This is a genomic window from Streptomyces sp. NPDC048211 (assembly GCF_043202315.1).
GTDB lineage: Bacteria > Actinomycetota > Actinomycetes > Streptomycetales > Streptomycetaceae > Streptomyces.
On sequence record NZ_JBIDAD010000006.1, the window covers coordinates 74,534 to 98,657 of the forward strand.

The 24,124-nt window shown below is 68.6% G+C and carries 19 protein-coding genes and 1 tRNA gene; 11 read left to right on the forward strand and 9 right to left on the reverse strand.

The features are described from left to right. Positions 1-28: 28 nt before the first annotated feature. Both grpE and dnaK read right to left on the reverse strand, forming a co-directional pair. Positions 29-682, reverse strand: a complete 654-nt coding sequence (gene grpE / locus ACGFZA_RS22625) for a nucleotide exchange factor GrpE (RefSeq protein ID WP_385282910.1) — start codon at positions 680-682, stop codon at positions 29-31. After that, entirely contained in the window at positions 679-2,538 is a 1,860-nt protein-coding gene (dnaK, locus tag ACGFZA_RS22630; RefSeq protein ID WP_385282912.1) for a molecular chaperone DnaK, read from the reverse strand. The genes grpE and dnaK overlap by 4 nt, the downstream gene beginning before the upstream one ends. Before the next feature lie 338 nt (positions 2,539-2,876). Here dnaK and ACGFZA_RS22635 point away from each other — a divergent pair, with 338 nt between their 5' ends. From ACGFZA_RS22635 to ACGFZA_RS22650, 4 genes are all read left to right on the forward strand, one after another. Next, entirely contained in the window at positions 2,877-3,575 is a 699-nt protein-coding gene (locus ACGFZA_RS22635; protein ID WP_393681466.1) for a sugar transferase, read from the forward strand. 154 nt (positions 3,576-3,729) lie between these two features. Further along, positions 3,730-5,997: a (Fe-S)-binding protein gene (locus ACGFZA_RS22640; RefSeq protein WP_385282918.1), complete on the forward strand. Its 2,268-nt coding sequence runs from the start codon at positions 3,730-3,732 to the stop codon at positions 5,995-5,997. 445 nt (positions 5,998-6,442) lie between these two features. After that, positions 6,443-7,519 (forward strand): FG-GAP repeat domain-containing protein, encoded by a 1,077-nt coding sequence (locus tag ACGFZA_RS22645; protein WP_393681468.1) that lies wholly within the window; start codon positions 6,443-6,445, stop codon positions 7,517-7,519. Positions 7,520-7,627: 108 nt separating this feature from the next. Further along, positions 7,628-8,548: a Yip1 family protein gene (locus ACGFZA_RS22650; RefSeq protein WP_385282922.1), complete on the forward strand. Its 921-nt coding sequence runs from the start codon at positions 7,628-7,630 to the stop codon at positions 8,546-8,548. Positions 8,549-8,656: 108 nt separating this feature from the next. On the opposite strand, the gene ACGFZA_RS22655 is transcribed toward ACGFZA_RS22650, so the two are convergent. Continuing rightward, positions 8,657-9,157, reverse strand: coding sequence for a phosphoribosyltransferase (locus tag ACGFZA_RS22655; protein WP_385282925.1), 501 nt, complete (start codon positions 9,155-9,157; stop codon positions 8,657-8,659). 6 nt (positions 9,158-9,163) lie between these two features. Continuing rightward, positions 9,164-9,739 carry a dCTP deaminase gene (gene dcd / locus ACGFZA_RS22660; RefSeq protein WP_136326616.1) on the reverse strand — a complete coding sequence of 192 codons (576 nt, stop codon included), beginning with the start codon at positions 9,737-9,739 and terminating at the stop codon, positions 9,164-9,166. Between the two features lie 502 nt (positions 9,740-10,241). Between dcd and ACGFZA_RS22665 the strand changes: the two genes are divergently transcribed. Beyond that, positions 10,242-10,315 (forward strand) — tRNA-Gly (locus ACGFZA_RS22665). Positions 10,316-10,763: 448 nt separating this feature from the next. On the opposite strand, the gene ACGFZA_RS22670 is transcribed toward ACGFZA_RS22665, so the two are convergent. Beyond that, a complete protein-coding gene (locus tag ACGFZA_RS22670) occupies positions 10,764-13,073 on the reverse strand; it encodes an N-6 DNA methylase (protein WP_393681471.1) in 2,310 nt (769 codons plus the stop codon). Between the two features lie 321 nt (positions 13,074-13,394). Here ACGFZA_RS22670 and ACGFZA_RS22675 point away from each other — a divergent pair, with 321 nt between their 5' ends. The 4 genes from ACGFZA_RS22675 to ACGFZA_RS22690 all read left to right on the forward strand — a co-directional run bounded on the left by ACGFZA_RS22675 (position 13,395) and on the right by ACGFZA_RS22690 (position 16,546). Then, positions 13,395-14,819: an ATP-binding protein gene (locus tag ACGFZA_RS22675; RefSeq protein ID WP_393681473.1), complete on the forward strand. Its 1,425-nt coding sequence runs from the start codon at positions 13,395-13,397 to the stop codon at positions 14,817-14,819. 201 nt (positions 14,820-15,020) lie between these two features. Continuing rightward, positions 15,021-15,767 carry a hypothetical protein gene (locus tag ACGFZA_RS22680; RefSeq protein ID WP_393681475.1) on the forward strand — a complete coding sequence of 249 codons (747 nt, stop codon included), beginning with the start codon at positions 15,021-15,023 and terminating at the stop codon, positions 15,765-15,767. Positions 15,768-15,899: 132 nt separating this feature from the next. Continuing rightward, complete coding sequence (locus tag ACGFZA_RS22685) at positions 15,900-16,148, forward strand: hypothetical protein (RefSeq protein WP_385282939.1); 249 nt, start codon at positions 15,900-15,902, stop codon at positions 16,146-16,148. Further along, positions 16,145-16,546 carry a DNA-binding protein gene (locus tag ACGFZA_RS22690; RefSeq protein WP_306089338.1) on the forward strand — a complete coding sequence of 134 codons (402 nt, stop codon included), beginning with the start codon at positions 16,145-16,147 and terminating at the stop codon, positions 16,544-16,546. Before ACGFZA_RS22685 ends, ACGFZA_RS22690 begins: the two co-directional genes overlap by 4 nt. Positions 16,547-16,970: 424 nt before the next feature. On the opposite strand, the gene ACGFZA_RS22695 is transcribed toward ACGFZA_RS22690, so the two are convergent. After that, positions 16,971-18,089 carry a fatty acid desaturase family protein gene (locus ACGFZA_RS22695; RefSeq protein WP_385282945.1) on the reverse strand — a complete coding sequence of 373 codons (1,119 nt, stop codon included), beginning with the start codon at positions 18,087-18,089 and terminating at the stop codon, positions 16,971-16,973. A gap of 7 nt (positions 18,090-18,096) precedes the next feature. Next, a complete protein-coding gene (locus ACGFZA_RS22700; RefSeq protein ID WP_327710285.1) occupies positions 18,097-19,152 on the reverse strand; it encodes a ferredoxin reductase in 1,056 nt (351 codons plus the stop codon). 85 nt (positions 19,153-19,237) lie between these two features. Here ACGFZA_RS22700 and ACGFZA_RS22705 point away from each other — a divergent pair, with 85 nt between their 5' ends. Together ACGFZA_RS22705 and ACGFZA_RS22710 are read left to right on the forward strand one after the other, a co-directional pair. After that, positions 19,238-20,377 carry a helix-turn-helix domain-containing protein gene (locus ACGFZA_RS22705; RefSeq protein WP_327710284.1) on the forward strand — a complete coding sequence of 380 codons (1,140 nt, stop codon included), beginning with the start codon at positions 19,238-19,240 and terminating at the stop codon, positions 20,375-20,377. Between the two features lie 352 nt (positions 20,378-20,729). Continuing rightward, a complete protein-coding gene (locus ACGFZA_RS22710) occupies positions 20,730-21,479 on the forward strand; it encodes an SDR family NAD(P)-dependent oxidoreductase (RefSeq protein WP_393681479.1) in 750 nt (249 codons plus the stop codon). Between the two features lie 139 nt (positions 21,480-21,618). Here the strand turns inward: ACGFZA_RS22710 and ACGFZA_RS22715 are convergent, their stop codons facing one another. After that, the gene (locus tag ACGFZA_RS22715; RefSeq protein ID WP_393681481.1) at positions 21,619-22,587 is read right to left on the reverse strand and encodes a formylglycine-generating enzyme family protein; all 969 of its coding nucleotides are present in this window, start codon (positions 22,585-22,587) and stop codon (positions 21,619-21,621) included. Between the two features lie 31 nt (positions 22,588-22,618). Further along, positions 22,619-24,007: a sulfatase gene (locus ACGFZA_RS22720; protein WP_385282958.1), complete on the reverse strand. Its 1,389-nt coding sequence runs from the start codon at positions 24,005-24,007 to the stop codon at positions 22,619-22,621. Positions 24,008-24,124: the final 117 nt, after the last annotated feature.

A 24,124-nucleotide genomic window follows, 5' to 3' on the forward strand; every position in this document is an offset into this window, starting at 1 on the left:
GTGTGCCGCCAGGTGGTCGGACGGAATGTCAGACCTCCTCGCCGCCACCGCTCTCCTCGTCGTCAGTCTTCTTCTCTTCCTTGGCAGCCGCGGGCGTGGCCCCCGGCTGGGGTTCGGCCACCGCCACCCGCGCGGGGCGGATGGTGCGCTCGCCGATCCGGTACCCAGGCTGCAGGATCGCCACGCAGGTCGTCTCGGTGACGTCCGGCGCGTAGCTGTGCATCAGGGCTTCGTGGATCGTCGGGTCGAAGGGCTCGCCCTCCTTGCCGAACTGCTGCAGTCCGAGCTTGGCGACGACCGTCTCCAGCGATTCGGCCACCGACTTGAACCCGCCCACGAGCTCACCGTGCTCGCGGGCCCGGCCGACGTCGTCGAGCACGGGCAGGAGCTCGGACAGAAGACCCGCGACTGCGATCTCCTTGACCGTGACCCGGTCCCGCTCCACGCGGCGGCGGTAGTTCTGGTACTCGGCCTGGAGCCGCTGGAGGTCGCCCGTGCGCTCGGAGAGCGCGGTGCGGACCTGGTCCAGCTGTGCGGTCAGTGCCGTCGTCTGGTTCGCGTCCCCGGCCGGGGCCGCCTCCTCCTCCGAAGAGGGGGTGGCGGCCTTCGGCTCGGCGTCGTCAGGGGTGGCGCCGGAGGGGACGTCGGGCTTCTCCTCGAAGCCCGGAGTCTCCTCGGTCACGCCGCACCGCCCTTGGAGTCCTTCTCGTCGTCGACGATCTCGGCGTCGACCACGTCGTCCTGGGCGTCGCCGTGGGCCTGCTCGGCACCGGGCTGCGCGTCGGCCTGCGGACCACCCTCGGCCTGGGCGTTGGCGTACATCGCCTGGCCCAGCTTCTGGGAGACGGCCGCGACCTTCTCGGTGGCCGTGCGGATCTCGGCGGTGTCCTCGCCCTTGAGCTTCTCCTTCAGCTCGGTGAGCGCGGTCTCCACCTCCGTCTTCACGTCACCGGGGACCTTGTCCTCGTTGTCCTTGAGGAACTTCTCCGTCTGGTAGACGAGCTGCTCGCCCTGGTTGCGGGACTCGGCGGCCTCGCGACGGCGGTGGTCCTCGTCCGCGTACTGCTCGGCCTCTTCGCGCATCCGGTTGACCTCGTCCTTCGGCAGCGAGGAGCCACCGGTGACGGTCATCTTCTGCTCCTTGCCGGTGCCGAGGTCCTTGGCAGCGACGTGCATGATGCCGTTGGCGTCGATGTCGAACGCGACCTCGATCTGCGGCACACCGCGCGGGGCCGGCGGCAGACCGGTCAGCTCGAACATTCCGAGCTTCTTGTTGTACGCCGCGATCTCGCGCTCACCCTGGTACACCTGGATCTGCACGGACGGCTGGTTGTCCTCGGCCGTCGTGAAGATCTCCGAGCGCTTGGTCGGGATCGTGGTGTTGCGCTCGATGAGCTTGGTCATGATCCCTCCCTTGGTCTCGATACCGAGGGACAGCGGGGTGACGTCCAGGAGCAGGACGTCCTTGACCTCGCCCTTGAGGACACCGGCCTGGAGCGAGGCGCCGATGGCGACGACCTCGTCCGGGTTCACACCCTTGTTGGCGTCCTGACCGCCCGTGAGCTCCTTGACGAGCTCGGCGACGGCCGGCATACGGGTCGAGCCACCGACGAGAACGACGTGGTCGATCTCGGAGAGCTGGATGCCCGCGTCCTTGATGACGTTCTGGAACGGGTTCTTGCAGCGGTCCAGGAGGTCGGCGGTGAGCTGCTGGAACTGCGAGCGCGTGAGCTTCTCGTCCAGGTGCAGCGGGCCCTCGGCCGACGCCGTGATGTACGGCAGGTTGATCGAGGTCTCCGTCGAGGACGACAGCTCGATCTTCGCCTTCTCCGCGGCCTCGCGGAGACGCTGGAGAGCCATCTTGTCCTTGGACAGGTCCACGCCGTGCCCGTTGGCGAACTGCTTCACCAGGTAGTCGACGACGCGCTGGTCCCAGTCGTCACCACCGAGGTGGTTGTCACCGTTGGTCGCCTTCACCTCGACGACGCCGTCGCCGATCTCCAGGAGGGACACGTCGAAGGTGCCGCCACCGAGGTCGAAGACGAGGATCGTCTGGTCGTCCTTGTCGAGCCCGTACGCCAGCGCGGCGGCCGTCGGCTCGTTGACGATACGCAGGACGTTCAGGCCCGCGATCTCGCCGGCCTCCTTCGTCGCCTGACGCTCGGAGTCGTTGAAGTACGCCGGGACGGTGATGACCGCGTCGGCCACCTTCTCGCCCAGGTACGCCTCGGCGTCGCGCTTGAGCTTCTGCAGGATGAAGGCGCTCATCTGCTGCGGGTTGAAGCCCTTGCCGTCGATCTCGATCTTCCAGTCAGTGCCCATGTGGCGCTTGACCGAACGGATCGTCCTGTCGACGTTCGTCACTGCCTGGCGCTTGGCGACCTCGCCGACCAGAACCTCGCCGTTCTTCGCGAAGGCGACGACGGACGGCGTGGTCCTGGCGCCTTCGGCGTTGGTGATGACGGTGGGCTCGCCGCCTTCGAGAACGCTGACGACGGAGTTAGTCGTGCCCAGGTCGATGCCGACCGCACGTGCCATTTCAATTCCTCCAACTGACTACTTGAGTGGATCTGGCTCAAGGATGCATGACACTCGTCCCAGTGTCAACAGACCTGAGTCGAGTGGACTCAACTATCGTGCACGCACCCCGCACCACCAGGGAAAAAGCGACAGTTCGTGGCGGCGGACACACGCCACATACAGGTGATCGGCGGCATATCGGGCCGCGTACGGGCGACACCTGCCCACCCCCACGGGTCACACACCCCCCTCCATCATCGCCTCGTGGGATCGTTCTGTCACAAAATGCCGTGAGACGCGCAAAACCGGCGAACGAGCCGCCGACTCCAGTCAGCCGACCCAGGCAGGTGCGAACGATGCAGACGCAGAGGCGAGGGCAGAGCCGCGGTCCGCGGCAGCGGCGGAGACCGGCGGGACGCACCTGGCGGCCCCCGCGGGCCTCGCGCCTCGCGGCGGCCCGCGCGGCCCTGAGGTCACTGGCGCAGACGGCCCCGCCCCGCCCCACCGCGAAGCGCACCCTGGACGTGCTCCTCGGCTCGGCCCTCCTGGTCCTGGCCGCCCCCCTGCTCGCCGCGGCCGCCCTGACCCTTGCCGCACAACGCGGCCCGGGGGGCGTACTGACCCGCTCGGACCGGGTGGGGATGGCCGGCAGACCCTTCGTCCTGCGGTCGCTGCGTACCCGGCGGCTGCGGCTGCACGTGATCTCCCGGCTGCCCCATGTCGTACGGGGCGAGCTCTCCCTCGTCGGCCCGGCCCCCCTGACACCGGGGCGCGTGCACGAGCGGCCGGCCGGTGCGCGAGACTGGCGGCGGGAACTGAAGCCCGGCCTGACCGGCCTGGCCCAGATCCGCCACCGCTCGGCGATGCCGTGGGACGAGCCGGAACTCCTCGACCAGCACTACGCCGAGCACCACAGGCTGGGCCTGGACCTGGCGATCCTCGCGGAGGCCGTCGGCACACCCCTGCGCGAGGCGGCCCGGGGTCTGGCACGGCGCGGCAAGGCAGACCTGAGCGACACAAATCACCGCCTGCCCGGCTACAGGACGGCGGAATAAGTGGATAGTGTCAGCACAGACTGATTAAGTTACCGCTTAGTAAGACTGTTCGGTACGCGCTCGGTACGACGCCGGGCGCGACTCCCGGGCACGACTGCCGAGCACGCAACATTCATCGCTGGATCCCACCCTCGCAGGCCCGAGGAGCCCCCAAATGCAACTCGCCGCGATCATCGTGTCGCTGGTGCTGACCGTCGTCGGCGTTGCGCTCATCGCCCGAGCGGTCGCGCAGATCTACCGGTTCGTCCGCCTCGGACAGCCGGTACCGGCAGGCAGCCGCACCGACGACCCCAAGCAGCGCACGATCACCCTGGTCAAGGAGTTCCTCGGCCACACCCGGATGAACCGGTGGGGCATCGTGGGCTTCGCGCACTGGTTCGTCGCCATCGGCTTCCTGACGCTGCCGCCGACGCTGATCCAGGCGTACGGACAGCTCTTCAAGGCCGACTGGGTGCTGCCGATCATCGGTGAATGGCTGCCGTTCGAGCTCTACATCGAGTTCATCGGCCTGATGACGACGGTCGGCATCCTCGTGCTGATCGCCATCCGGCTGCTGAACCTCCCCTCCCGGGCCGGCCGCAAGTCGCGGTTCGCGGGCTCGAAGGCCTGGCAGGCGTACTTCGTCGAGTACGTCATCCTCGTCATCGGCCTGGCGATCCTGACTCTGCGCGGTCTCGAGGGCGCGATCCACCACGTCGACGGCTACGAGGCCGCGTACTTCGTCTCGTACCCGCTGGTCCTCGCCTTCAAGGGACTCGCGCTCGGCACCCTGCAGAACCTCATCTACTTCACCGCGATGGTCAAGATCGGCGTCTCGCTGATCTGGATGATCACGGTCTCGCTCAACACCAACATGGGTGTCGCCTGGCACCGCTTCCTCGGCTTCCCGAACATCTGGTTCAAGCGGAACGCCGACGGCGAGGTCGCGCTGGGAGCACTCCAGCCGATGACCTCGGGCGGCGAGGAGATCGACTGGGAGGACCCGGCGGAGGACGCCGTCTTCGGCGTCTCGCAGGTCGAGCAGTTCTCCTGGAAGGGCATCCTCGACTTCTCCACGTGCACGGAGTGCGGCCGCTGCCAGTCGCAGTGCCCCGCCTGGAACACGGGCAAGCCCCTCTCCCCGAAGCTCCTGATCATGTCCCTGCGCGACCACGCGCACGCCAAGGCCCCGTATCTGCTGGCCGGCGGCGGCAAGGACATGGAGGGCAACGAGAAGGCTTCGGCCGAGGCCCTGAAGGACGTCCCCGCGGCCGCCCTCGCCGAGGCCGAGCGCCCGCTGATCGGCACGGTCGAGGAGAACGGCGTCATCGACCCGGACGTGCTGTGGTCCTGCACCACCTGCGGTGCGTGCGTGGAACAGTGCCCGGTCGACATCGAGCACATCGACCACATCGTCGACATGCGCCGCTACCAGGTGATGATCGAGTCCGCGTTCCCGTCCGAGGCGGGCACGATGCTCAAGAACCTGGAGAAGAAGGGCAACCCCTGGGGGCTCGCCAAGAAGCAGCGCGTCGAGTGGACCAAGGAGGTCGACTTCGAGGTCCCGATCGTCGGCAAGGACGTCGAGGACCTCACCGAGGTCGACTACCTCTACTGGGTCGGCTGCGCCGGCGCCCTGGAGGACCGGGCGAAGAAGACCACGAAGGCCTTCGCGGAACTCCTCCACATCGCGGGCGTCAAGTTCGCGATCATGGGCGGCGACGAGAAGTGCACGGGTGACTCGGCCCGCCGCCTCGGCAACGAGCCGCTGTTCCAGCAGCTCGGCCAGGAGAACGTCGCGATGCTGAACATGGCGTTCGGCGAGGACGACGAGGACGACTCGACCAAGAAGGCGAAGGCGACGAAGAAGATCGTCGCGACCTGCCCGCACTGCTTCAACACCATCGCGAACGAGTACCCGCAGCTCGGCGGCGAGTACGAGGTCATCCACCACACGCAGCTGCTCCAGCACCTGGTGGACGAGGGCAAGCTGATCCCGGTGACGCCGGTCGAGGGTCTGATCACGTACCACGACCCCTGCTACCTGGGCCGTCACAACAAGATCTACACGCCCCCGCGCGAGATCATCGCGAAGGTCCCGGGTCTGCGGAACGAGGAGATGCACCGCCACAAGGAGCGCGGCTTCTGCTGCGGCGCCGGTGGTGCCCGGATGTGGATGGAGGAGCGGATCGGCAAGCGCATCAACAACGAGCGCGTCGACGAGGCCCTCTCCCTCAACCCGGACATCGTCTCCACCGCCTGCCCGTTCTGTCTCGTCATGCTGACCGACTCGGTCAACGGCAAGAAGAACGACGGCAAGGCGAAGGAGTCGATCCAGGTGGTCGACGTGTCGCAGCTGCTGCTCGACTCCGTGAAGACCCCGGCCGACCCCGCGGGCGAGCCGGAACCGGCGGACGCACCGGAGCCGGAACCGGTGAAGTAACCGGAACCGCGCCAGCGCGTTGCAGAAGCGGCCGGACCTGCCTCGGGGGCAGGACCGGCCGCTTCTGCTTTGCCGTCCCGGTGGCGCATCATGTGGGACGGCCGCGACGAGAGGGACGGCCGGGACGACCACCACGTACGAGGTATCCCTGCGGGGGATACGCATTCGGAGGCATTCCGTGCGGATACGCATCGCAGGAGCGAGGGATTCCGTGCGGACAGGCACAGCGGGAACGGGAGACTCCACCCGGACACGCACCGCGGGAACGGAAGACTCCACCCGGACACGCACCGCGGAAACGGGAGGCCCCTCCCGGACACGCACCGCGGACACAGGAGGCTCCACCCGGACACGCACCTCGGAAACGGGAACGGGAACGGGCGCGGCAGCGCGAACCGGACGGACAACCGGCGCGGCCCGGGCCGCGGCGGCCGGCGGCCTCTGCGTGCTCCTGTTGACGGCCTGCGGCGGCTCGCCCGCCTCCCCGGCCCCCAAGAACGGCGACGCCCCTCCCACGGCCCTCTCCGGCCTGGCGGGCGCCGAGCGTCACGCCGTCCCGCACGGCACCGGCAGCCACACCCCCGACGACTTCAACGGCGACGGCCACCGCGACCTCGTCCTCGACGACCTGGTGAAGCCGGCGGCCGACAGCCTCGGCGACGACGCCGGGATCGGCATCGTGTACGGCTCCGCCACGCGCGGCCTCGACCCCTCGGTACGCCAGTTGCTCAGCGCGCACTCGAACGCCGCCAAGATCGGCGACACCCTCCCCTCGGCGTTCGACGCCGAGGCGTCGTGCGACCTGGACCGGGACGGCTTCACCGATCTGATCGTGGCCACCGACCCCCCGTACAACGGCATCGGCCGCCCGCCCGTGCCGCTGCAGATCCTGTTCGGCTCCCCTGCGGGTCTCACCGGCAAGGCGGTCACCCTGCGGATCCCGGACCGGGCGCGCTTCGGCAACGCCTGGCCGGACCACCCCGTCTGCGGCGACTTCGACGGCGACGGGAAGCCGGACCTGGCCGTGACGGCGAGCGCGGGCCGGTTCAGCTTCCTGCGCGGCCCCTTCACCCGCGACGGCCGCCCGCACGCCGCCGGCGGCACCGTCCCGGGCGCCGGCCCCGCCCTGTCCGCCCCCGAGCCCCGGACGGACACGAACGACGACGGGTACGACGACCTGGTGTACACCGCCCTCCCCCACGAGCCAGGCACCGCCGGCAAGGGCACGCTGCTGCTCGGCAGCCCCGACGGGCCGGGCCGCCCGGGCGGTACGTACCGCTACACGGCCCCGGCGGCGGCCCTCCCGACGGCGCCCCTGCGCAGGGCCGCGGGCAGCTCGGCCGCGCCCCGTACGGAAACGACCCTGCTCCAGCGGTACGCGGACTTCGACGGCGACGGGAAGCCGGACACGGTGGTCCGCACCCACCGGGGCGAAACGGCGGACCTGATCGCGCTGTACCCGGCGGCGACGCCGGACCGTCCGCTGATCACGTTCACCAGCGCCCTGTTCACCGCGGGCTGAGGACAGCCCCCCAGGGTTCCCCTAGGGGATGTCACAGGTAGGCCGCAAAGGCGGGCCAGTTCCCCCGCCCCTCCCACTCGACCCGTACGGACCAGGTACGTTCGATTAGTGGCTGGATTCAGGATCGGACGCGGCCGGGACAACCGCACCCCGCAGCAAGGGCAACAGCAACCGCGGCAACAGCCGTACGGCACGCAGGCACCACCGCCGTACGGACAGCAGCAATGGCCGCCGACGGGAGGCGGTGGAGCTCCGCACAACGCCGGATACAACAACGGCTACAACGGTGGCGGCTACCAGGGCGGCGGGGCCGACGAGCCCGAGTACTTCGGCGACCCGTACCCGCAGCCCCACCACCCCCAGCAACCCCACCAGGGCGACCCGTACGCGAACAGCCCCGGTCACACGCAGGCCTTCAGCATCAACGAGGACCCGTACGGCGACGGCAACACCTACCGCGCCGGCCAGGCCCCCGCCCAGCCCGCGGGCCCGCGCCTGCACTGGAAGCAGCTGCTGAGCGGCATCGTGGCGCGCCCCGCACCGACGTTCTGGCAGATGCGTGACTACCCCGTCTGGGGCCCCGCGCTCATCGTCACGTTCCTCTACGGCCTGCTGGCCCTGTTCGGCTTCGACCAGGCCCGCGACGACGCGATCAACGCACCGGTCGGCAACGCCATCCCCTTCGTCGTCATCACCGGGGTCGGCTTCGTGCTCGGCGGTCTGGTACTCGGCGCGGTCACGCACACCCTCGCCCGCCAGCTCGGCGGCGACGGCGCATGGCAGCCGACCGTGGGCCTCTCCATGCTGATCATGTCGATCACGGACGCCCCGCGCCTGATATTCGCGCTCTTCCTGGGCGGCGAGAACTCCCTGGTCCAGATCCTCGGCTGGATCACCTGGCTCGCCGCCGCGGCGCTGCTCACCTCGATGGTGAGCAAGTCCCACGACCTGCCGTGGCCGAAGGCACTGGGCGCGTCGGCGATCCAGCTGCTCGCGCTGGTCTCGATCCTCAAACTGGGCACGATCTGACAGAGAAGACCACGATCCGACGGACGACGCCGTTCCGGCAGAACGCAGGGAACCCCCGGTGCCACCCATGGCCCGGGGGTTCCTGTTCTTCCGCGCTCAGGAAAGCGGTCAGGCGTCGAGAACCTGCCCACTCCGCCGTACGACGGGCTTCTCCACACTCCACGGGAAGTTGATCCAGCGATCGGTCTTCTTCCACACGTATTCGCACTTCACGAGAGAATGCGACTTCTCGTAAATGACGGCGGAGCGCACCTCGGCGACATGGTCGACGCAGAAGTCGCGCACCAGTTTCAGCGTCTTCCCGGTATCGGCGACATCGTCGGCGATGAGGACCTTCTTCTCCGAGAAGTCGATGGCATTGGGCACGGGCGCCAGCATGACGGGCATCTCCAGCGTGGTGCCCACACCCGTGTAGAACTCCACGTTCACCAAGTGAATGTTCTTGCAGTCCAGCGCGTACGCCAGCCCGCCGGCGACGAAAACCCCGCCGCGCGCGATGCTCAGCACCACGTCCGGCTCGTACCCGTCGTCGGCCACGGCCTGCGCCAGCTCCCGGACGGCATGCCCGAAGCCGTCGTACGTCAGGTTCTCGCGTGCGTCATCACTCATCGGGCATCACACCTGGGTCCGGTGGAAATTCATGAACGAGCGCGACGCGGTCGGCCCGCGCTGTCCCTGGTAGCGCGACCCGTACCGCTCGGAGCCGTACGGGAACTCCGACGGCGAACTCAGCCGGAACATGCACAGCTGACCGATCTTCATCCCCGGCCACAGCTTGATCGGCAGCGTCGCGAGATTCGACAGCTCCAGGGTCACGTGCCCGGAGAACCCCGGGTCGATGAACCCGGCCGTCGAATGCGTCACCAGCCCGAGCCGGCCGAGCGAACTCTTGCCCTCCAGCCGCGACGCGAGATCGTCGGGCAGCGAGATGACCTCGTACGTCGAGGCGAGCACGAACTCACCGGGGTGCAGGATGAACGCCTCGTCCCCGTCCGGCTCGACGGTACGGGTCAGATCGGCCTGTTCGACGGCCGGATCGATATGCGGATAGCGGTGGTTCTCGAACACCCGGAAATAGCGGTCGAGCCTCACATCGATGCTCGACGGCTGCACCATCGACGCATCGAAAGGATCAATACGTACGCGTCCGGCGTCGATCTCGGCCCGGATGTCCTTGTCTGAGAGAAGCACCCACCGAGGATACGCAGAACGCGCGGGCCCACCCTCATCGGGCCGCCCGCGCGCCTGTCGCCTGCTCCCGCAGACCCCTGCCGCTCGCTCCTCTACCGCTCCTCGAACCCCACAGGCACGGCATGCCGCAACCGCGCACAACGAGGACAGCGGATCAGCCGCCCGGGACCGATCCGCCCGGGACCGAGCTGCTGCATCGGAAACGAGGCGGTAGCGAAAACGTGCCCTTCGGCACAGCGGACGACGGTGCGCTCCATGGAGTCCATCAAGTCCCTTCCCCATCAAGCCGTGGACGAGAAAGCCACATTAGGGGATGAACAGGACGCCGCCGCACGCGGCACTCCGACAACCCACGCTACGCCCCCAACTCCCGCCCGGCACACCCGCATCCACCCCAGACCCACCGACCCCCCACCACGCCTCACCTCCGGGCTCACGCCTCGGGGGGCCTGCGATGGGGTACAGTGTGTGACGATGCGTCGCTGATCAACCAGCGCGTTACGCGGGTGTAGTTTAATGGTAGAACATGAGCTTCCCAAGCTCAGAGCGCGAGTTCGATTCTCGTCACCCGCTCCATGCAAAAGCCCCGGGCCAGCGGCCCGGGGCTTTCGTGTTGCCCAGAATCTCCACGCGTATCCGAGGTGGAACAGACAGCGGCAGAGCCGTTGCCTAGAGCCGCCGCCGACTAGGGGATCCTGGTCGACCGGGCTCAGCCGCGCGGACGGCCGTTCCGGATCAGCCCTGTCGTTTGAGTTCTCGCACGGCCGCGGGCAGTGCGAGGCACAGGGCAAAGGAGGTCGCGAAGCCGCCTCCGCCTGCCAGAACAACATCAGCGGTCCCAACGCCTGACCGGAGTACCAAAAGGCTTACGACGAGGCCGACCACCATGGAGCAGGCAACGTACAGCGCCAGCCACAGTTGCCACGTACCTCCGGAACGGGCTGTCGATTCGGGCATGGACTCGATCCTTTCGAGGGTCACGGGCAACGCAAGGGCTGGAGAGGGCATCAGCGGCGGCAGGCCGTCACATTGGCTCGACCGACCCGTACAGCAGGTGTTCGGCGAGTTCCGTCCGCAACCGGCCAAGTGCCGAGACGTACGAGGCGCACGCATCGGCACGTTGGCCGAGCTCACCAAGAAGATCCACGCTCCGCCGCTGCGACCCGATCGATGGAAAGCGCACGGGGAGGTGTCCCAGAGCCGCAGAGCTCAGCGAGGGGGCTGCCGTGGCCGCGGCACGGTGGGACATCCACTCGCGCGCGTACCGGAGGCCGAGGTAAGCGTGTAGATACAGGGGGTCGATCCCGGCATCCGGGCGTACGCGCAGACGCATCACATTCGAGCTGAGCAACCATCCAGCCTGCAGGTCCGAGACGAGCGCGGGTCGTTGTTGGGCGCCCGTGCGCACGCAGACGATGTCGTTCGGAAGCAACTCGAACTTCTTGAAGCGCTCGGCAGTCTTCCACGGCACGCGGGCCCGGGCTTCGTCCGCGATCTTCCCTTCGCCGAGATCCTGCGGGAAGACGAGCGGAATGCCGGCGTCTGTCGTACGCGCCTCTGCTGGTAGGCGGGTGTAGGACGGACCGGCTTGGATCTCACACAGGTCCTTGAGCACTGCCTCGTTCCAGCCGGCAGGTCCCGAACCCGTGCGGTGACCGTTCACCGTTTCTCCCGCCCGCTGCTCCAGCAGGCGAAGCGTGTCCGCACGCTCCGCCGCCGCCTCGGCGGCTTCACGCAACTGGGCCGCGGCCGGAGCGGCACCGTACTTTCCGATCCCCAGGTAGTCAGCGGGGCGGAGTGACCACTCCTCGTCGGCGACGACTTCACGGGCCACGACGACAGCAGAGAAGCCCCGCTCGGCAGCACGCACCGCGTACTCGCTGTCCAGGCACTGTTCCCCGTCGAGCCACGGGCGGACCACCGCCGTGATCGCATCGCGATCCGTGTCCCGCAGCACGCGCCGCCGCCCGGCCTTCGCCCCCAATTCCTGAGCGTCGACGAACAGGATGCCCCTCATCGGACGCTCCGCTCGTCGCAGCACCCATAGAGAAACCGGCACGGGCGTCGCGGAGAACAGATGGGATGGCACCGTGATGACGCACTCCGCAGCCCACCCAAGTACAAGGGCGCGGCGGATCTCGCGCTCGGCGATATTCACCGAGTTGCCCGCCTTGACCGGCATGACCACCACTGCTCGACCGCCGGGTACCAGCGCGCCGAGGACGTACTGCACCCAGGCGAAATTGTCGTTGCCCTGTGGTGGTGATCCGTACGGCCAGTTTCCCGCCCGGCGCCCAGGGCCGGGTGCATCGCTCATGTTGAACGGAGGGTTCGTCAGCACCACGTCAACGCCATGTTCGCGGCTCGGTGGCCATCGGTCGGACCGGGTGCTGGTCAGCTTCGGTCGCACGCCGAGGTGAAGGAGGTACAGACTCGCGACCGCCTGCAGCCGGCCGTCGAGGGTCTCCCCGTGCACGGTCCCCTGCGCGCCTCCGATGTGCCGGTACGCAGCCGCCAGCATCTCTCCGCCCCTCATGTAGGGGTCGAGCACCGTCATCTTCTGCCCCGGGGTCAGTACGAGTGCCGCGGACAACGAGGCCAGGCCCATCGGGCTGCAGAACTCTGAGCTCTGCAGCCCTTCCCGTGCGCTGAACGCCTCCCACACCAACTGAAAGGCGCCCGTACCTGTGCTCGCCGCCGTCCGTACGGCCGTGGCGAGGTCGTCCCAGCTCCGTGGTTCCAGCTGCAGCAAGCTGCTGCGCATGTCGGTGCGGTCGCCGTGCCGGCGCAGCGTCTCCTGCGCCGTGTTGCCGAGGGAACGGAGCAGCGATTGCACATCCCGGGCCCCCTGACCTGCCGCCATGGCGTCCTCGATCCGACGCCACTGCTCCGGTTCCGCATGCCGTACGTACATCACGATGAGACAGAGATTCACGAAATCCGCCATCGTTGCCGGGCCCCGGACCCGGTCCGCGAGACGGCCCATCAACTGATCGACGGCCTTCTTGTCCTCGATCCCGAGACGCCGAGCGAGACTCCCCACCGCTTTCGCCTCCGCAGACGGTCGGTCACCGCTGGTCCGGCGGAATCGGTCGGCATAGGTGGTTCCCACCTGCTCCCCGTCGAACAGCTGCGATTGAGGAATGGTGCGGTTGGTGAACCACCGCGCGACCTCGGCCTCGTGGAAGAGCTCCGTATCACCGGAGCGCACAGGGGCGGGAAAGTCCTTGTGCCGCCGAGCCCAGTTCGACACCGCCGGGCGCCTCACCCCCGCACGCTCCGCGATCTGACTCCGGGTGACAAGACCGGTTTGTTCATCTTGCGACAACTGCATGGCGTCTCCAGCGAGTTGGGCCGGTTGAGCTTCCGATGCGAGGACAGTACGAGGAAGACGCCACACGCGACAAACGCGCATTCACAGTGCTCACTTCGCCCCACGGTGCGGCAGTAGACAAGCAACCCCGCCACGAACACAGCAGAGCCGAGTACCAGGGGGAAAATGGGCCCATTGAGGCGCCTGCGACGGGGCCATCACTCCAGGTTCATCGATTACCTGGGTTAACAGACCGATCATTACCTTGCGTCACCAATAATGCTTCTATTCATGATAGTATCTTGAATAGAAGCATCATGGCCTATGTCATGGAGGACTGCCGTGAACGGATTCATCGGACGCCGCACCGAACTCAGCCTTCTGGAGGACCTGTTGCGGCCAGTGATGACTGGCGGCCGCAGCGGACGCCCGGGGCGTGCCGTCCTGATCCGCGGGCGCCGCCGGGTAGGCAAGTCCCGCCTGGTGGAGGAGTTCCTGGAGCAGCACGGTCTGCCACATGTGTTCTTCACCGCCGTCGGTGGCTCCCGCGAGGAGGATCTGGCTGGCTTCGCCGCCGAGGTGGCCGCTTCCCGGCTTCCCGATGCGGCTCGGTTCAGTGACTTCGCCGCCCCGCTGAGCTGGGACGCCGCGCTGACCATGCTCGCCTCCGCGCTGCCCGCAGACTCCCCCAGCGTGGTGGTCCTCGATGAGATGCCCTGCCTCGTACGCGAGGACCCGAGCTTCGAAGGGACGCTGCAGAAGGCATTTGACCGGACATTGTCGAAACTGCCCGTTCTGCTCATCCTCGTCGGCTCCGACATCGCCATGATGGAACAGCTCAACACCTACGGGAGGCCCTTCTATCAGCGGGGCACCGAACTGGTGGTGCCGCCGTTGAATCCGGCAGAGGTCGCCGCGATGCTCGATCTGCCGCCCGCCGATGCCTTCGACGCCTACCTGATCTCCGGCGGTCTCCCGCTCATCCTGGAGGAATGGCCACAGGGCGCCGGGCTGTGGGACTACCTCGAACTGGCCCTGCGCAGGCCGACCTCTGCCCTCCTGGTCAGCGGCGAGCGGTCCCTGGCTGCCGAGTTTCCCGCCGAGGCGCAAGCCCGCACCGTCCTGGGCGCCATCGGTCACGGCGAACGCACCTTCACCCTGATCGGCAGAGGCGCCGGCGGCCTCAACCCCAGCTCGGTCTCCCGCTCGCTGGAGCTCCTCACCTCCCGCCGCATGGTCGCTGCGGAACTGCCCCTCTCCACCAAACCCAGCCGTGAGACCCGCTATCGCATCGACGACCCGTACCTGCGCTTCTGGCTCTCCTTCATCGGCCCCGGCATCCCCGCGATCGAACGCGGCCGGGGCGACCGCGTCCTCGACACCATCCGTGCCAGCTGGACGTCCTGGCGGGGCAGGGCCATCGAGCCCGTCATCCGCGAAGCCTTGTGGCGACTTGGCCCCGACGACGGGCAGCTACCTGCGGACACCGATGCGATCGGCGGCTACTGGACCCGCACCAACGACCCGGAGATCGACATCGTCGGCGCCGACCGCGCCCCCATCGCCAAGAAGATCACCCTCGTCGGTTCGGTCAAGTGGCTGGAGAAGAAGCCCTTCGACAACCGCGATCTCGCCCGTCTCATCACCCACCGCTCCCAGCTTCCCGGCGCCGACGACACCACCCCTTTGCTCGCCGTCACCCGCAGCGGCTGCACCGCCGACGTCCTCACCTTCACGCCGGAGGACCTCCTTGGCGCCTGGACCTGAATCTGTGGCAGGCCGTGCCACTACGTGCCAGTAGGAGGGGTATGGAGCGGTCAACACAGGTGCGAATACTGATGGTGACCACCCGGCGATCACCATTGGCCACACAGCCGGGCGGCGGCCGGTTAGGCCCGTCTCCTGCTCACAGGAGTGTTGCGTGCGGACCAAGCAGCTCACTGCCGGCTCTTCCCGGACAATCGAGCTGTGAACCAAAGCCGTTCCAGCGCCGGCATGCCCTGCGAGCCTGACTTGCCGCCGTACCAGGTAGTCCTCTCAGAGACTGATTGGGGTTCGCTCCAGACGGCATTCGGGGACGGTCAGGACCTCCCCAAGATCCTGACACGGCTGTTGGAACCCGATCCCAAGGTTCAGGTCTCCGCTTTGTCGGAGCTGGGTGAGATGGTCCACCACCAGAACAGTATCTATGAAGCCACTGCCCCCGTCGCCATGTATGTCGCCGGCATCCTCGCCCACCCGGCGGCCACAACCCCCCGGCCCTATCGCAACGTCCCCATCCGCGCGGCGCTGTTGAACTGGTTGGCTTCCACGGCCTACGACGCCTCCGACGAGATCGTGGGCCTCACGGAGCAGTACTCCCCTGGATTCCTCGCCCCCGGCACCATCGTGGCGTCCTTCCGAGACCGGCGCCCGATGCTCTATCGGGCGGTCTCGCCCTTCCTCCGAGACAGCCACGAGGACGTGCGCGCAGCCGCTGTCATCGCCGCGCTCATCCTCGCCGAGCACCCCACGCTTGCCGAGCACCGCGATCACCTCGCCGTGCACGCGCGCGCCATGCTGGACACCAGCGGCGATGCCCCCAATCGGCGTGTTGCCCGGAAGGCGCTCGAAGCGTGGGGCCACGAGGTCCCCGACCCTGAGCCTGTTGCGGAGGAGCCCTGGGACTGGGGGCCACACAGCGATGGCCGCAGTTATCTCGATCCGCCCTTCTGACCGATACGCGCATGGCCCGCGGGCTTGAACTCCCGGCGCCGGAAACCGCACCCTCCGGTCGCGAAACCTTGACCGGAACGATCGGTCCCGCAAACCCAAGCCCGGTCACGCATACTCCAGTATGCTTGACGTATGTCCTCAACGACTCGCATCACCGTCACGCTCCCCAGCGACCAGGTGGCGGAGCTCCGCAAGCTCACGGACAACGTCTCCGGCTATGTGGCGGAGGCCGTGGCCCGCCAGATCCGGCACCAGCTCCTGGGCGACGACCTCCGTCGGTACGAGGAAGAGCATGGAGGCTTCAGCGACGAGGAGCTCTCCGAGGCCCACGCGAAGATCTTCGGCGCCACCGGCTCCTCCAAGGACGCGGACGCCGCGTGAGCGAGCGCATCGAAACCGTCGTCCTGGACTCGGAAGGACTGTCCGCCTGGATCGCGCAGGACCGCAAGCTCCTCGCCATGCTGCAGGTCTTCCACGACATGGGAGCCGACCTGGTGATCGGGGCGAACACCATCGTGGAAGTAACCCACGCCCGCACCAACATGCCGCGCCTGAACTGGGCCCTGTCCCGCATCAAGGTGGAGCCGGTCACCGAGCAGGCGGCGAAAGCGGCGGCTGAGCTCCTCAAAGGCGCCGGACTGCACGGGCACAAGTACGCCATCGACGCCACGGTCGCCGAGGTCGCACTCCGCCAGCCGAAACCCGTCGCTCTGCTGACCTCCGACAGCGACGACATGACCAAGCTCTGCGGCAGCCAGGTTCGCATCATCCCTCTCTGACCAGCCGGCCCGCCCGGAGCACGCGTCGCGCTGCCAGCTCTCGTGCCCCATCCGTGCCCAGCAGAGCGGACAACAGCGGTCAGATATGGCTCTCAGAGATCGGGAGCCGCCCACCTGGCCGATCCGAAATCGCAGGTCAGAGCCCCTGCAACAACCTCGGAGCCGTTGATTCCCAAGCTCAGAGCGCGAGTTCGATTCTCGTCACCCGCTCCAGGCAGAAGCCCCAGGCCGGCGGCCTGGGGCTTCTTTGTTGGCCCGGAGCGGAATCCGGATGCCGCCGACAGACGGCAGCACCAGCGGTGTCCCCCTCGCCCTGCACCTGGTGGGCGAAACGGTGGGCCCGGGCAGCAGGGAACTCCACCGGCCGGGTCGGCCGTCGTGGCGCAGCGGTGACGTCGTCCAAGGGCTTGAGGTGCGGCCGGAGTCAGGCCGCGATGAGGTCCTGCTCACGGTCCGGCGTTCCGACCTTGGGCTGCTTGTTCGGCAGTGCGAGCCGGAAGACCTTGTGCCACGCGGAGAACACCTGCTTGGGCAGCGGGCCGGTGACGTACTCCAGCTCGTACTTCTCGAACAGCGCGCGCACCTTCACCGCGACCTCGGCATACCGGTTGCTCGGCAGGTCCGGGAACAGGTGGTGCTCGATCTGGTGCGACAGGTTGCCGGTCATGAAGTGCATGGCCTTGCTGCCGCTGATGTTCGCCGAGCCCATCATCTGGCGCAGGTACCACTGGCCGCGTGTCTCGCCCGTGATCGACCGGCGCTCGAAGACCTGTACGCCCTCGGGGAAGTGCCCGCACATGATCACCGAGTGGGTCCAGAGGTTGCGGACCAGGTTCGCGGTGAACGTGGCGCCAAGTGTGGTGAGGAACGAGGGGCCCGACAGCAGTGGGTGGATCACGTAGTCCTTGAGCACCTGCTTGCGGATCTTGCGGCCCACGGCCTTGGCCCGCGCGCGGAACTCCGGGTTCTTGCGGCGGCGCTTGGTGAGGTTCTTGCCGAGCTCCAGGTCGTACGCCGCGATGCCGTACTCGAAGAAGCAGGCATTGAGGAAGTTCCACAGCGGCTGGCCGATGTGGAAAGGGTGCCACTTCTGGTCTTCGTCGACGCGCATGATGCCGTAGCCGAGGTCGTTGTCCTTGCCGATCACGTTGGTGTACGTGTGATGCAGCTCGTTGTGCGAGTGCTTCCACTGATCGGACGGCGAGACGTGATCCCACTCCCAGGTGGTGGAGTGGATCTTCGGGTCACGCATCCAGTCCCACTGGCCGTGCAGGACGTTGTGGCCGATCTCCATGTTCTCCATGATCTTGGCCACGGACAGACCGGCGGTGCCGAGCAGCCACGCGGGCGGGAAGAACGAGAACAGCAGCACACCCCTGCTGACCAGTTCGAGCCTGCGCTGCGCCGAGATGACCTTACGGATGTAGGCGGCGTCCTTCTCGCCGCGGCCGGCGATCACCTCGTCACGGATCGCGTCCAGCTCGCGGCCCAGCTCCTCGATCTGCTCCGCAGTCAGGTGGGCAGTGGGGTCGATGGCGGTCAAGGTGCTCCTACCGTTCGATGTCGCAGGGGCCCGCCGCGGCGGACACACAGGTCTGGATGAGGACGCCGGGCTCGGCCTCGGTGATCTCGCCGGTACGCAGGTCGCGGACAGCGCCGGCCTTGAGCGGCGTGACGCAGCCGAAGCAGATGCCCATGCGGCACCCGGAGGGCATGAGCACACCGGCCTCCTCACCGATGTCGAGCAACGGCGTGGCGCCGTCCGCGTCGACGGTCTTGCCGGTGGCGCTGAACGTGACCTCGCCGCCGTCGCCGGCGACGACGATGCCGGGGCGGAAGCGTTCGGTGTGCAGGCGCTCATGGACGCCGTGCTCTCTCCAGTGCTCCTCGGCGGCGTCGAGCAGACCTGCGGGCCCGCACGCCCAGGTCTCGCGCTCGGCCCAGTCGGGCACGAGCTCTTGGAGACGGGCGATGTCGAGCTTGCCGTCCGTCTCGGTGTGCACCTCGGTGAGCCGAAGCTTCTTGTCCGCGACCAGGCTGTGCAGTTCCTTGCGGAAGATCACGTCCTGAGGCTGTGGCGCGCAGTGGACCATGACGACGTCGTCGAGTTCGATATCGCGCAGCATGCCCATCACGGGCGTGATGCCGCTGCCGGCCGTCAGGTAGAGCACCTTGGCGGGCTTGGCCCGCGGCAGGACGAAGTCACCGGTCGGCTGGTCGAGCTGGATCAGCGTGCCCGGTTCAGCCCTGCGGACCAGGTGGTTGCTGACCTTGCCGTCCGGGATCGCCTTCACGGTGATCGTGACACGGCCGTCCCGGCGGTTGGCCGGCGAGGTGATGGAGTAGGCACGCCACAAGCGCACTCCGTCGACGTCGACCCCGATCCTCACGTACTGGCCCGCCGTGTGGCCGCGCCAGCCCCGCCCCGGCCTGATCACGACACTCGCGGCGTCATCCGTCTCGGAGTGCACGGCCTCGATGCGCCCACACAGGTCACCGCCCGCACGCAGCGGGCTGACCAGGTCGAGGTAGTCCGACGGCAGCAGCGGCGTCGTGACCATCTCCAGCAGTTTCCACGCCCTACTGCGGAGGGCTCCACTCGTCATGACCCCAGCTTGCTGCGCCTCCAGGCGTAAAGTCCTGACCACAAGACGTAAACCTGGTCGACTGAATTGTTCGCAGGGAACAAAAATGAGCTATGCAGTCCAGAGGGCCAGCGAACTGGCCCTGGATAAGACGACGGCCACCGCCCTTCGGGCTGCACTGAAGACCACCGCCGACGAAGTCGTCCAGGCGATCATCGACGAGGTTCCTCCCTATGCCCATGCCTTGTCGGGCCGCATGGGCGCCACCATCCGCAGAGCCGTCCGCACCGCCCTGGGGCACTACCTGGACCTTGCGAGCGGGAACGCCACGGGCGGCGACGCCGGGGACGCCGCCTACGAGCTGGGCCGCGGCGAGGTGCGCGACGGCCGTTCGATGGACGCCCTGCTCAGCGCCTACCGCGTCGGCGCCCGGGTCGCCTGGCGATGTCTGGCAGCGGGGGCCGTACCCGCGGGTCTGCCCGCCGCCGAGGTCGCAAAGTTCGCCGAGCTGACCTTCGCCTACATCGACGAGCTCTCCGCCGCGAGCGCCGCGGGCCACGCCGACGAACTGGCCGCCCGGGGCAGAGCCCACGAGCGCCACCTGGAACACCTGGCTCGCGACCTCCTCGCCGGCGCGAGTCCGGACGTCCTGCTGGCCTCGGGCCAACGGGCCAGGTGGCAGCCCCCTGTTTCGCTGACCGCCGTCCTGCTGCCCGCCGCCCAGGCACGGCCCGCCTACCGGACACTCGACCCGAGCACCCTCGTGCTCGACGATCTGCCGAATGCCACCGGTGTGCTCCTCGTCCCCGATGCCGACCGATCACGTCTCCTGCGGCAGCTGACCGATCGCGCCGCCGTGGTCGGCCCGGCCCGGCCATGGACCCACGCGTCCGCCTCGTACGCACGAGCCCTGCGCGCGCGCTCCTTTTCCTCTGACATTCGCGACACCGAGGACCACCTGCCCGACCTGGTGCTCAGCGCCGACGTGGACGCGTTCGCAGACCTGCGCGCCCGAGCCCTCGCACCGTTGCGGACCTTGCCCACCGCAACCGCACGACGGCTGGAGGAGACGTTGCGGGCGTGGCTGCTGCACCAGGGCAGACGGGACGAGGTCGCGGCGGCCTTGTTCGTCCATCCCCAGACGGTTCGATACCGGATGTCGCAGTTGCGGGAGCTGTTTCCCGATCTCGCATCACCACGCCGGGTACTTGAACTGACGCTGGCGGTCGGTCTCCGGGTCAGCTGACGCGTCACCCGTCCACGCCACGTCCGAAGTTCGCCCGGCGCCTGCCCGCAGCGCTCTCCGAGCTCGCCGGCCCACAGCACAGCGGCCCTGCGCGTCTGCCGCTCCATCTCGCAAGGTCGGGGCCGACCACCCTCGACATCAACCAGCCCCGGTTGCGGATGAGCTACTACCGCATCGTCTGGCCGAGGGGCAGCAGGAGGACAACAGGGCCTCCTGGCGCACACTAGCCTCAGCAGCTCCGAACTGCAGGAGCCTGCGGGCACCTGCCCGTTGACTCCGGCGATCCGCGGTCGTACCGTGCGGCGGATAGAGATGTGACCGTCGTTCATAAACGAGGACGTGGGGTGGGGTCGTGGGGCAGCGCAAGGTCGTGGTGTCGGGTGGCGGTACGGGGATCGGGCGGGCGGTGGCCGAGGTCTTCGCGGCGGACGGCGACCACGTCGTCCTCATCGGGCGGCGCGAGGGGCCACTGGAGAAGGCCGCCGGGGAGCTCAACGCCGCGCACGGTGCGGGAGCGGCCTCCTGGGTCGCCGCCGATCTGAGCGATCCCGGCCAGGCCCGCAGAGCCGTGGAGTTCTGCACCGCGGGCGGCACGCAGGTCGACGTGGTCGTCGCCAACGCCGGCGGCAACGTCGCACCGGCCCACGACGGCACCCTCGAAGGCGTCGCGGACAGCTTCCGCCGCAACTTCGAGGCCAACGTGCTCACCGCCGTGCTGCTCACCGAAGGGTTGCTGCCGCACCTCACCCGGCCCGGCGGCCGGATCATCCAGATGTCGTCCATCGCCGCGCTGCGCGGCCCCGGTTCGTACGGCGGCTCCAAGGCCACCGTCAACACCTACACCGTCGACCTGGCGCAGAGGCTCGGCCCGCAGGGCATCACCGTCAACGCGGTCGCCCCAGGCTTCGTCGTCGACACCGAGTTCTTCGGCGACCGGGCCACGCCCGAGTTCGTCGCCGCCCGGACCGGGCAGTCGCTGACGGGCCAGGCGGGCCGGCCCTCGGACATCGCCGCCGCGGTGCACTATGCGGCGTCACCTGAAGCGGCGTACATGACGGGGCAGATCATGCATGTGAACGGGGGAGCAGCGCTCGGGCGATGACGGAGCGGCTGATGCTCGGCGTGGTCGACCTGCGGCGGGTCGAGTAGAGCCCGGCGCCCGACGCGACAGCCGGGCCACCGGCCTTTCCACGGCCGACCCACAGCAGTGAAACGGCCCGCCGCGAAGAACCGTCGGACCGTCATGCAGGATCGAGGCCCGAGACCCTTTCCAGCGAGGACCCCGCCGCCACCCGGAACCCCGTGTGCCCCGTCGAGGCGTCTGGCGTGTTGGACGTGCGTGCCGAGCACCGGTAGCGGTTGCAGTAGGAGTCGTGGCACAGGTGGGAGCCGCCGCGCAGGGCACGCGCGGGGGAGCCGGGCTGGAAAAGGTCAGCGGTCCACTCCCAGACGTTGCCGACGGCGTGGTGCAGGCCGTGGCCGTTGGGGGCGTGCGAGCGCACGGGGGCGGTCCCGACGGCGGACGTCGGATGGTCGGGGAACGTGCCGCGGAAAATCACCGCGCGTTCCGGGCCGGGCGGTTCGTCGCCCCAGGGGTGGCGGGCCTGGTCGAGGCCGCCGCGGGCCGCGTACTCCCACTCCGCCTCGGTGGGAAGCCGGGTACCGGACCAGGCGCAGTAGGCCTGCGCGTCGTGCCAGGAGACGTGCGTGACCGGGTGGTCGAGGCGGTCGTCCGATCGCGACCCGGGGCCTTCGGGTTGGCGGTGCCAGGCGTCCGGCACCGCCAGCCACCAGTCCGCCCCCGGCACGGACTCGGCCCGCTCCCGCCCCTGCGCGGTGACGCTGCCCCGGAAGACGAAGGAGTAGCCGAAGCGTTCGGCCTCGGTGCGGTAGCCGGTGGCGTCGGCGAACGCGCGGAACTCGGCGTGGCTGACGGCCGTGGCGGCAATCCGGAACGGTGCCACCTCGACCGTCCTCACCGGACCCTCGCCGTCGTCCGGGAACGCGTCGTCGTCCTCCGTCCCCATCCGGAAAACGCCTCCGTGAAGAGTGAGCAGCGGCGCGAAGGCGCCGGCCGCCGGACCGCCGCCGTGCTCCCCGTGACCGTGGCCGTGATCCAGCACCGGCAGGGCGGCCCGGCCCTGCGCGCCCGACGCACTCGGCACGCCCAGCGCGTCGGAGCGCCCTGGGGCGCAGCAGCGGCGGCTCATCTCAAGCGATCCTCTCGGCTCTGCGGTCTCGTCAGACGTCGCGGTCCGTGGCCAGTGCGGCCGCGAGCCCCGGAATGCCGAGGGCTCTCTCGTCCGCGGGCGTGGCCTGGTGGAGGCTGTTACGCAGTTGGTAGGGGTCCGCCAGCAGGTCGTAGTACTCGCGGAAGCTGACCTGTCCGGTGCCGCTGACGTTGCCCGCGGCGTCCGTGTGGAGCTCGTAATACTCCGTGTACTGCCGGTCCTTGGCGACATACGACGACCAGGTGTTCTGCCCGGCCCCGCCCGTGCCCTGCTTCCACCACTCGATGAGCAGGTGGTCGCGGGAGTAGCCGCTGAGCAGCGAGCGCCCGTCGTGCGGGGTGTCCGGCGTGATGCCGGCCGCGTCCAGGACGGTGGGGGCGATGTCGATGTTGGCCACGATCCGGCTGTCCGTCGTGCCGCCGCCGGCCCCGCCGGCCGGCCAGGAGAGGTAGAACGGCACCTCGTGGGCGGGCCGGTAGGGGACGCCCTTGCCGGACAGTCCGTGGTCGGCCCAGTTGAAGCCGTTGTCGCCGATGTAGATGACCAGGGTGTTGTCCAGTTGGCCCAGCGCGGCCAGCTTGTCGCGGAAAGCCTGCACCGCGTCGTCCACCGAACGCAGCGTCCGCAGTTGCTTGGCCCGCGTCTGACGGCCGTCCGCCAGCGTCCCGGTCGCGTTGCGCACGTACGCCGGCTTGTCGCTGCGGTCCGCTTCGGGCACGGAGGGACGTCCGTCCCAGGCAGGCACGTCGGTGCCGGCGTACTTGGGCTCGGGCGTGTTCGGCCCGTGCGAGGCGTACGGGGTGACGTAGGCGAACCAGGGGCGGTCGTCCGTGGTGGACTTGTCGATGAAGGCGAGCGTGCGGTTCTTCACCACGGTGGTGGTGTAGCCGGGGACGGTCTGCACCGTGCCGTTCACGTTGAACGTGCCGTCCACGTACGACGGCTTCAGCAGCGCGAAGTCCTCGAAGTGCGGCGGGGCTTCGGCGACGTCCCAGGAGTTCAGATACTTGCCGAACAGCCCGGTCCGGTATCCGGCCTGCTTCAAGTACCGCTGCAGAGTGGTGCGCTGGTCCAGCGAGCGCGAGGCTCCGTTGTTCCGCACCCCGTGGTTGTGCGCGTAGCGCCCGGAGAACACCGAGGACCGCGACGGCGCGCACAGCGGGGTGGTGACGTGGCCGTTGGTGAACCGCACGCCCTGCCCCGCCAGCCAGGCGACGGTCTTCGGCGTGGCCCATTCGGTCTGTTTGGGCTGGTCATCGGTCACGATCAGCAGCACGTTGGGCCGTGCGCCGGCGGCCCGGGCGGGCGCGGCGGCGAGCGCGGGGACGGTGGCACCGGCGGCGACGGCCGCGGCACCGGCCAGCACCCCTCTACGGCTGGGACCGGATGTACTAGACATGCCCATGACAGAACTCCTTCGGCGGTGTGCGCAACGGCGAGGAAGACGACGGATAGAACGCTATGGCGACGCCCGGTCGCGATCCATGCACACAGGGCTAAGGGTTCATTGCTGCTT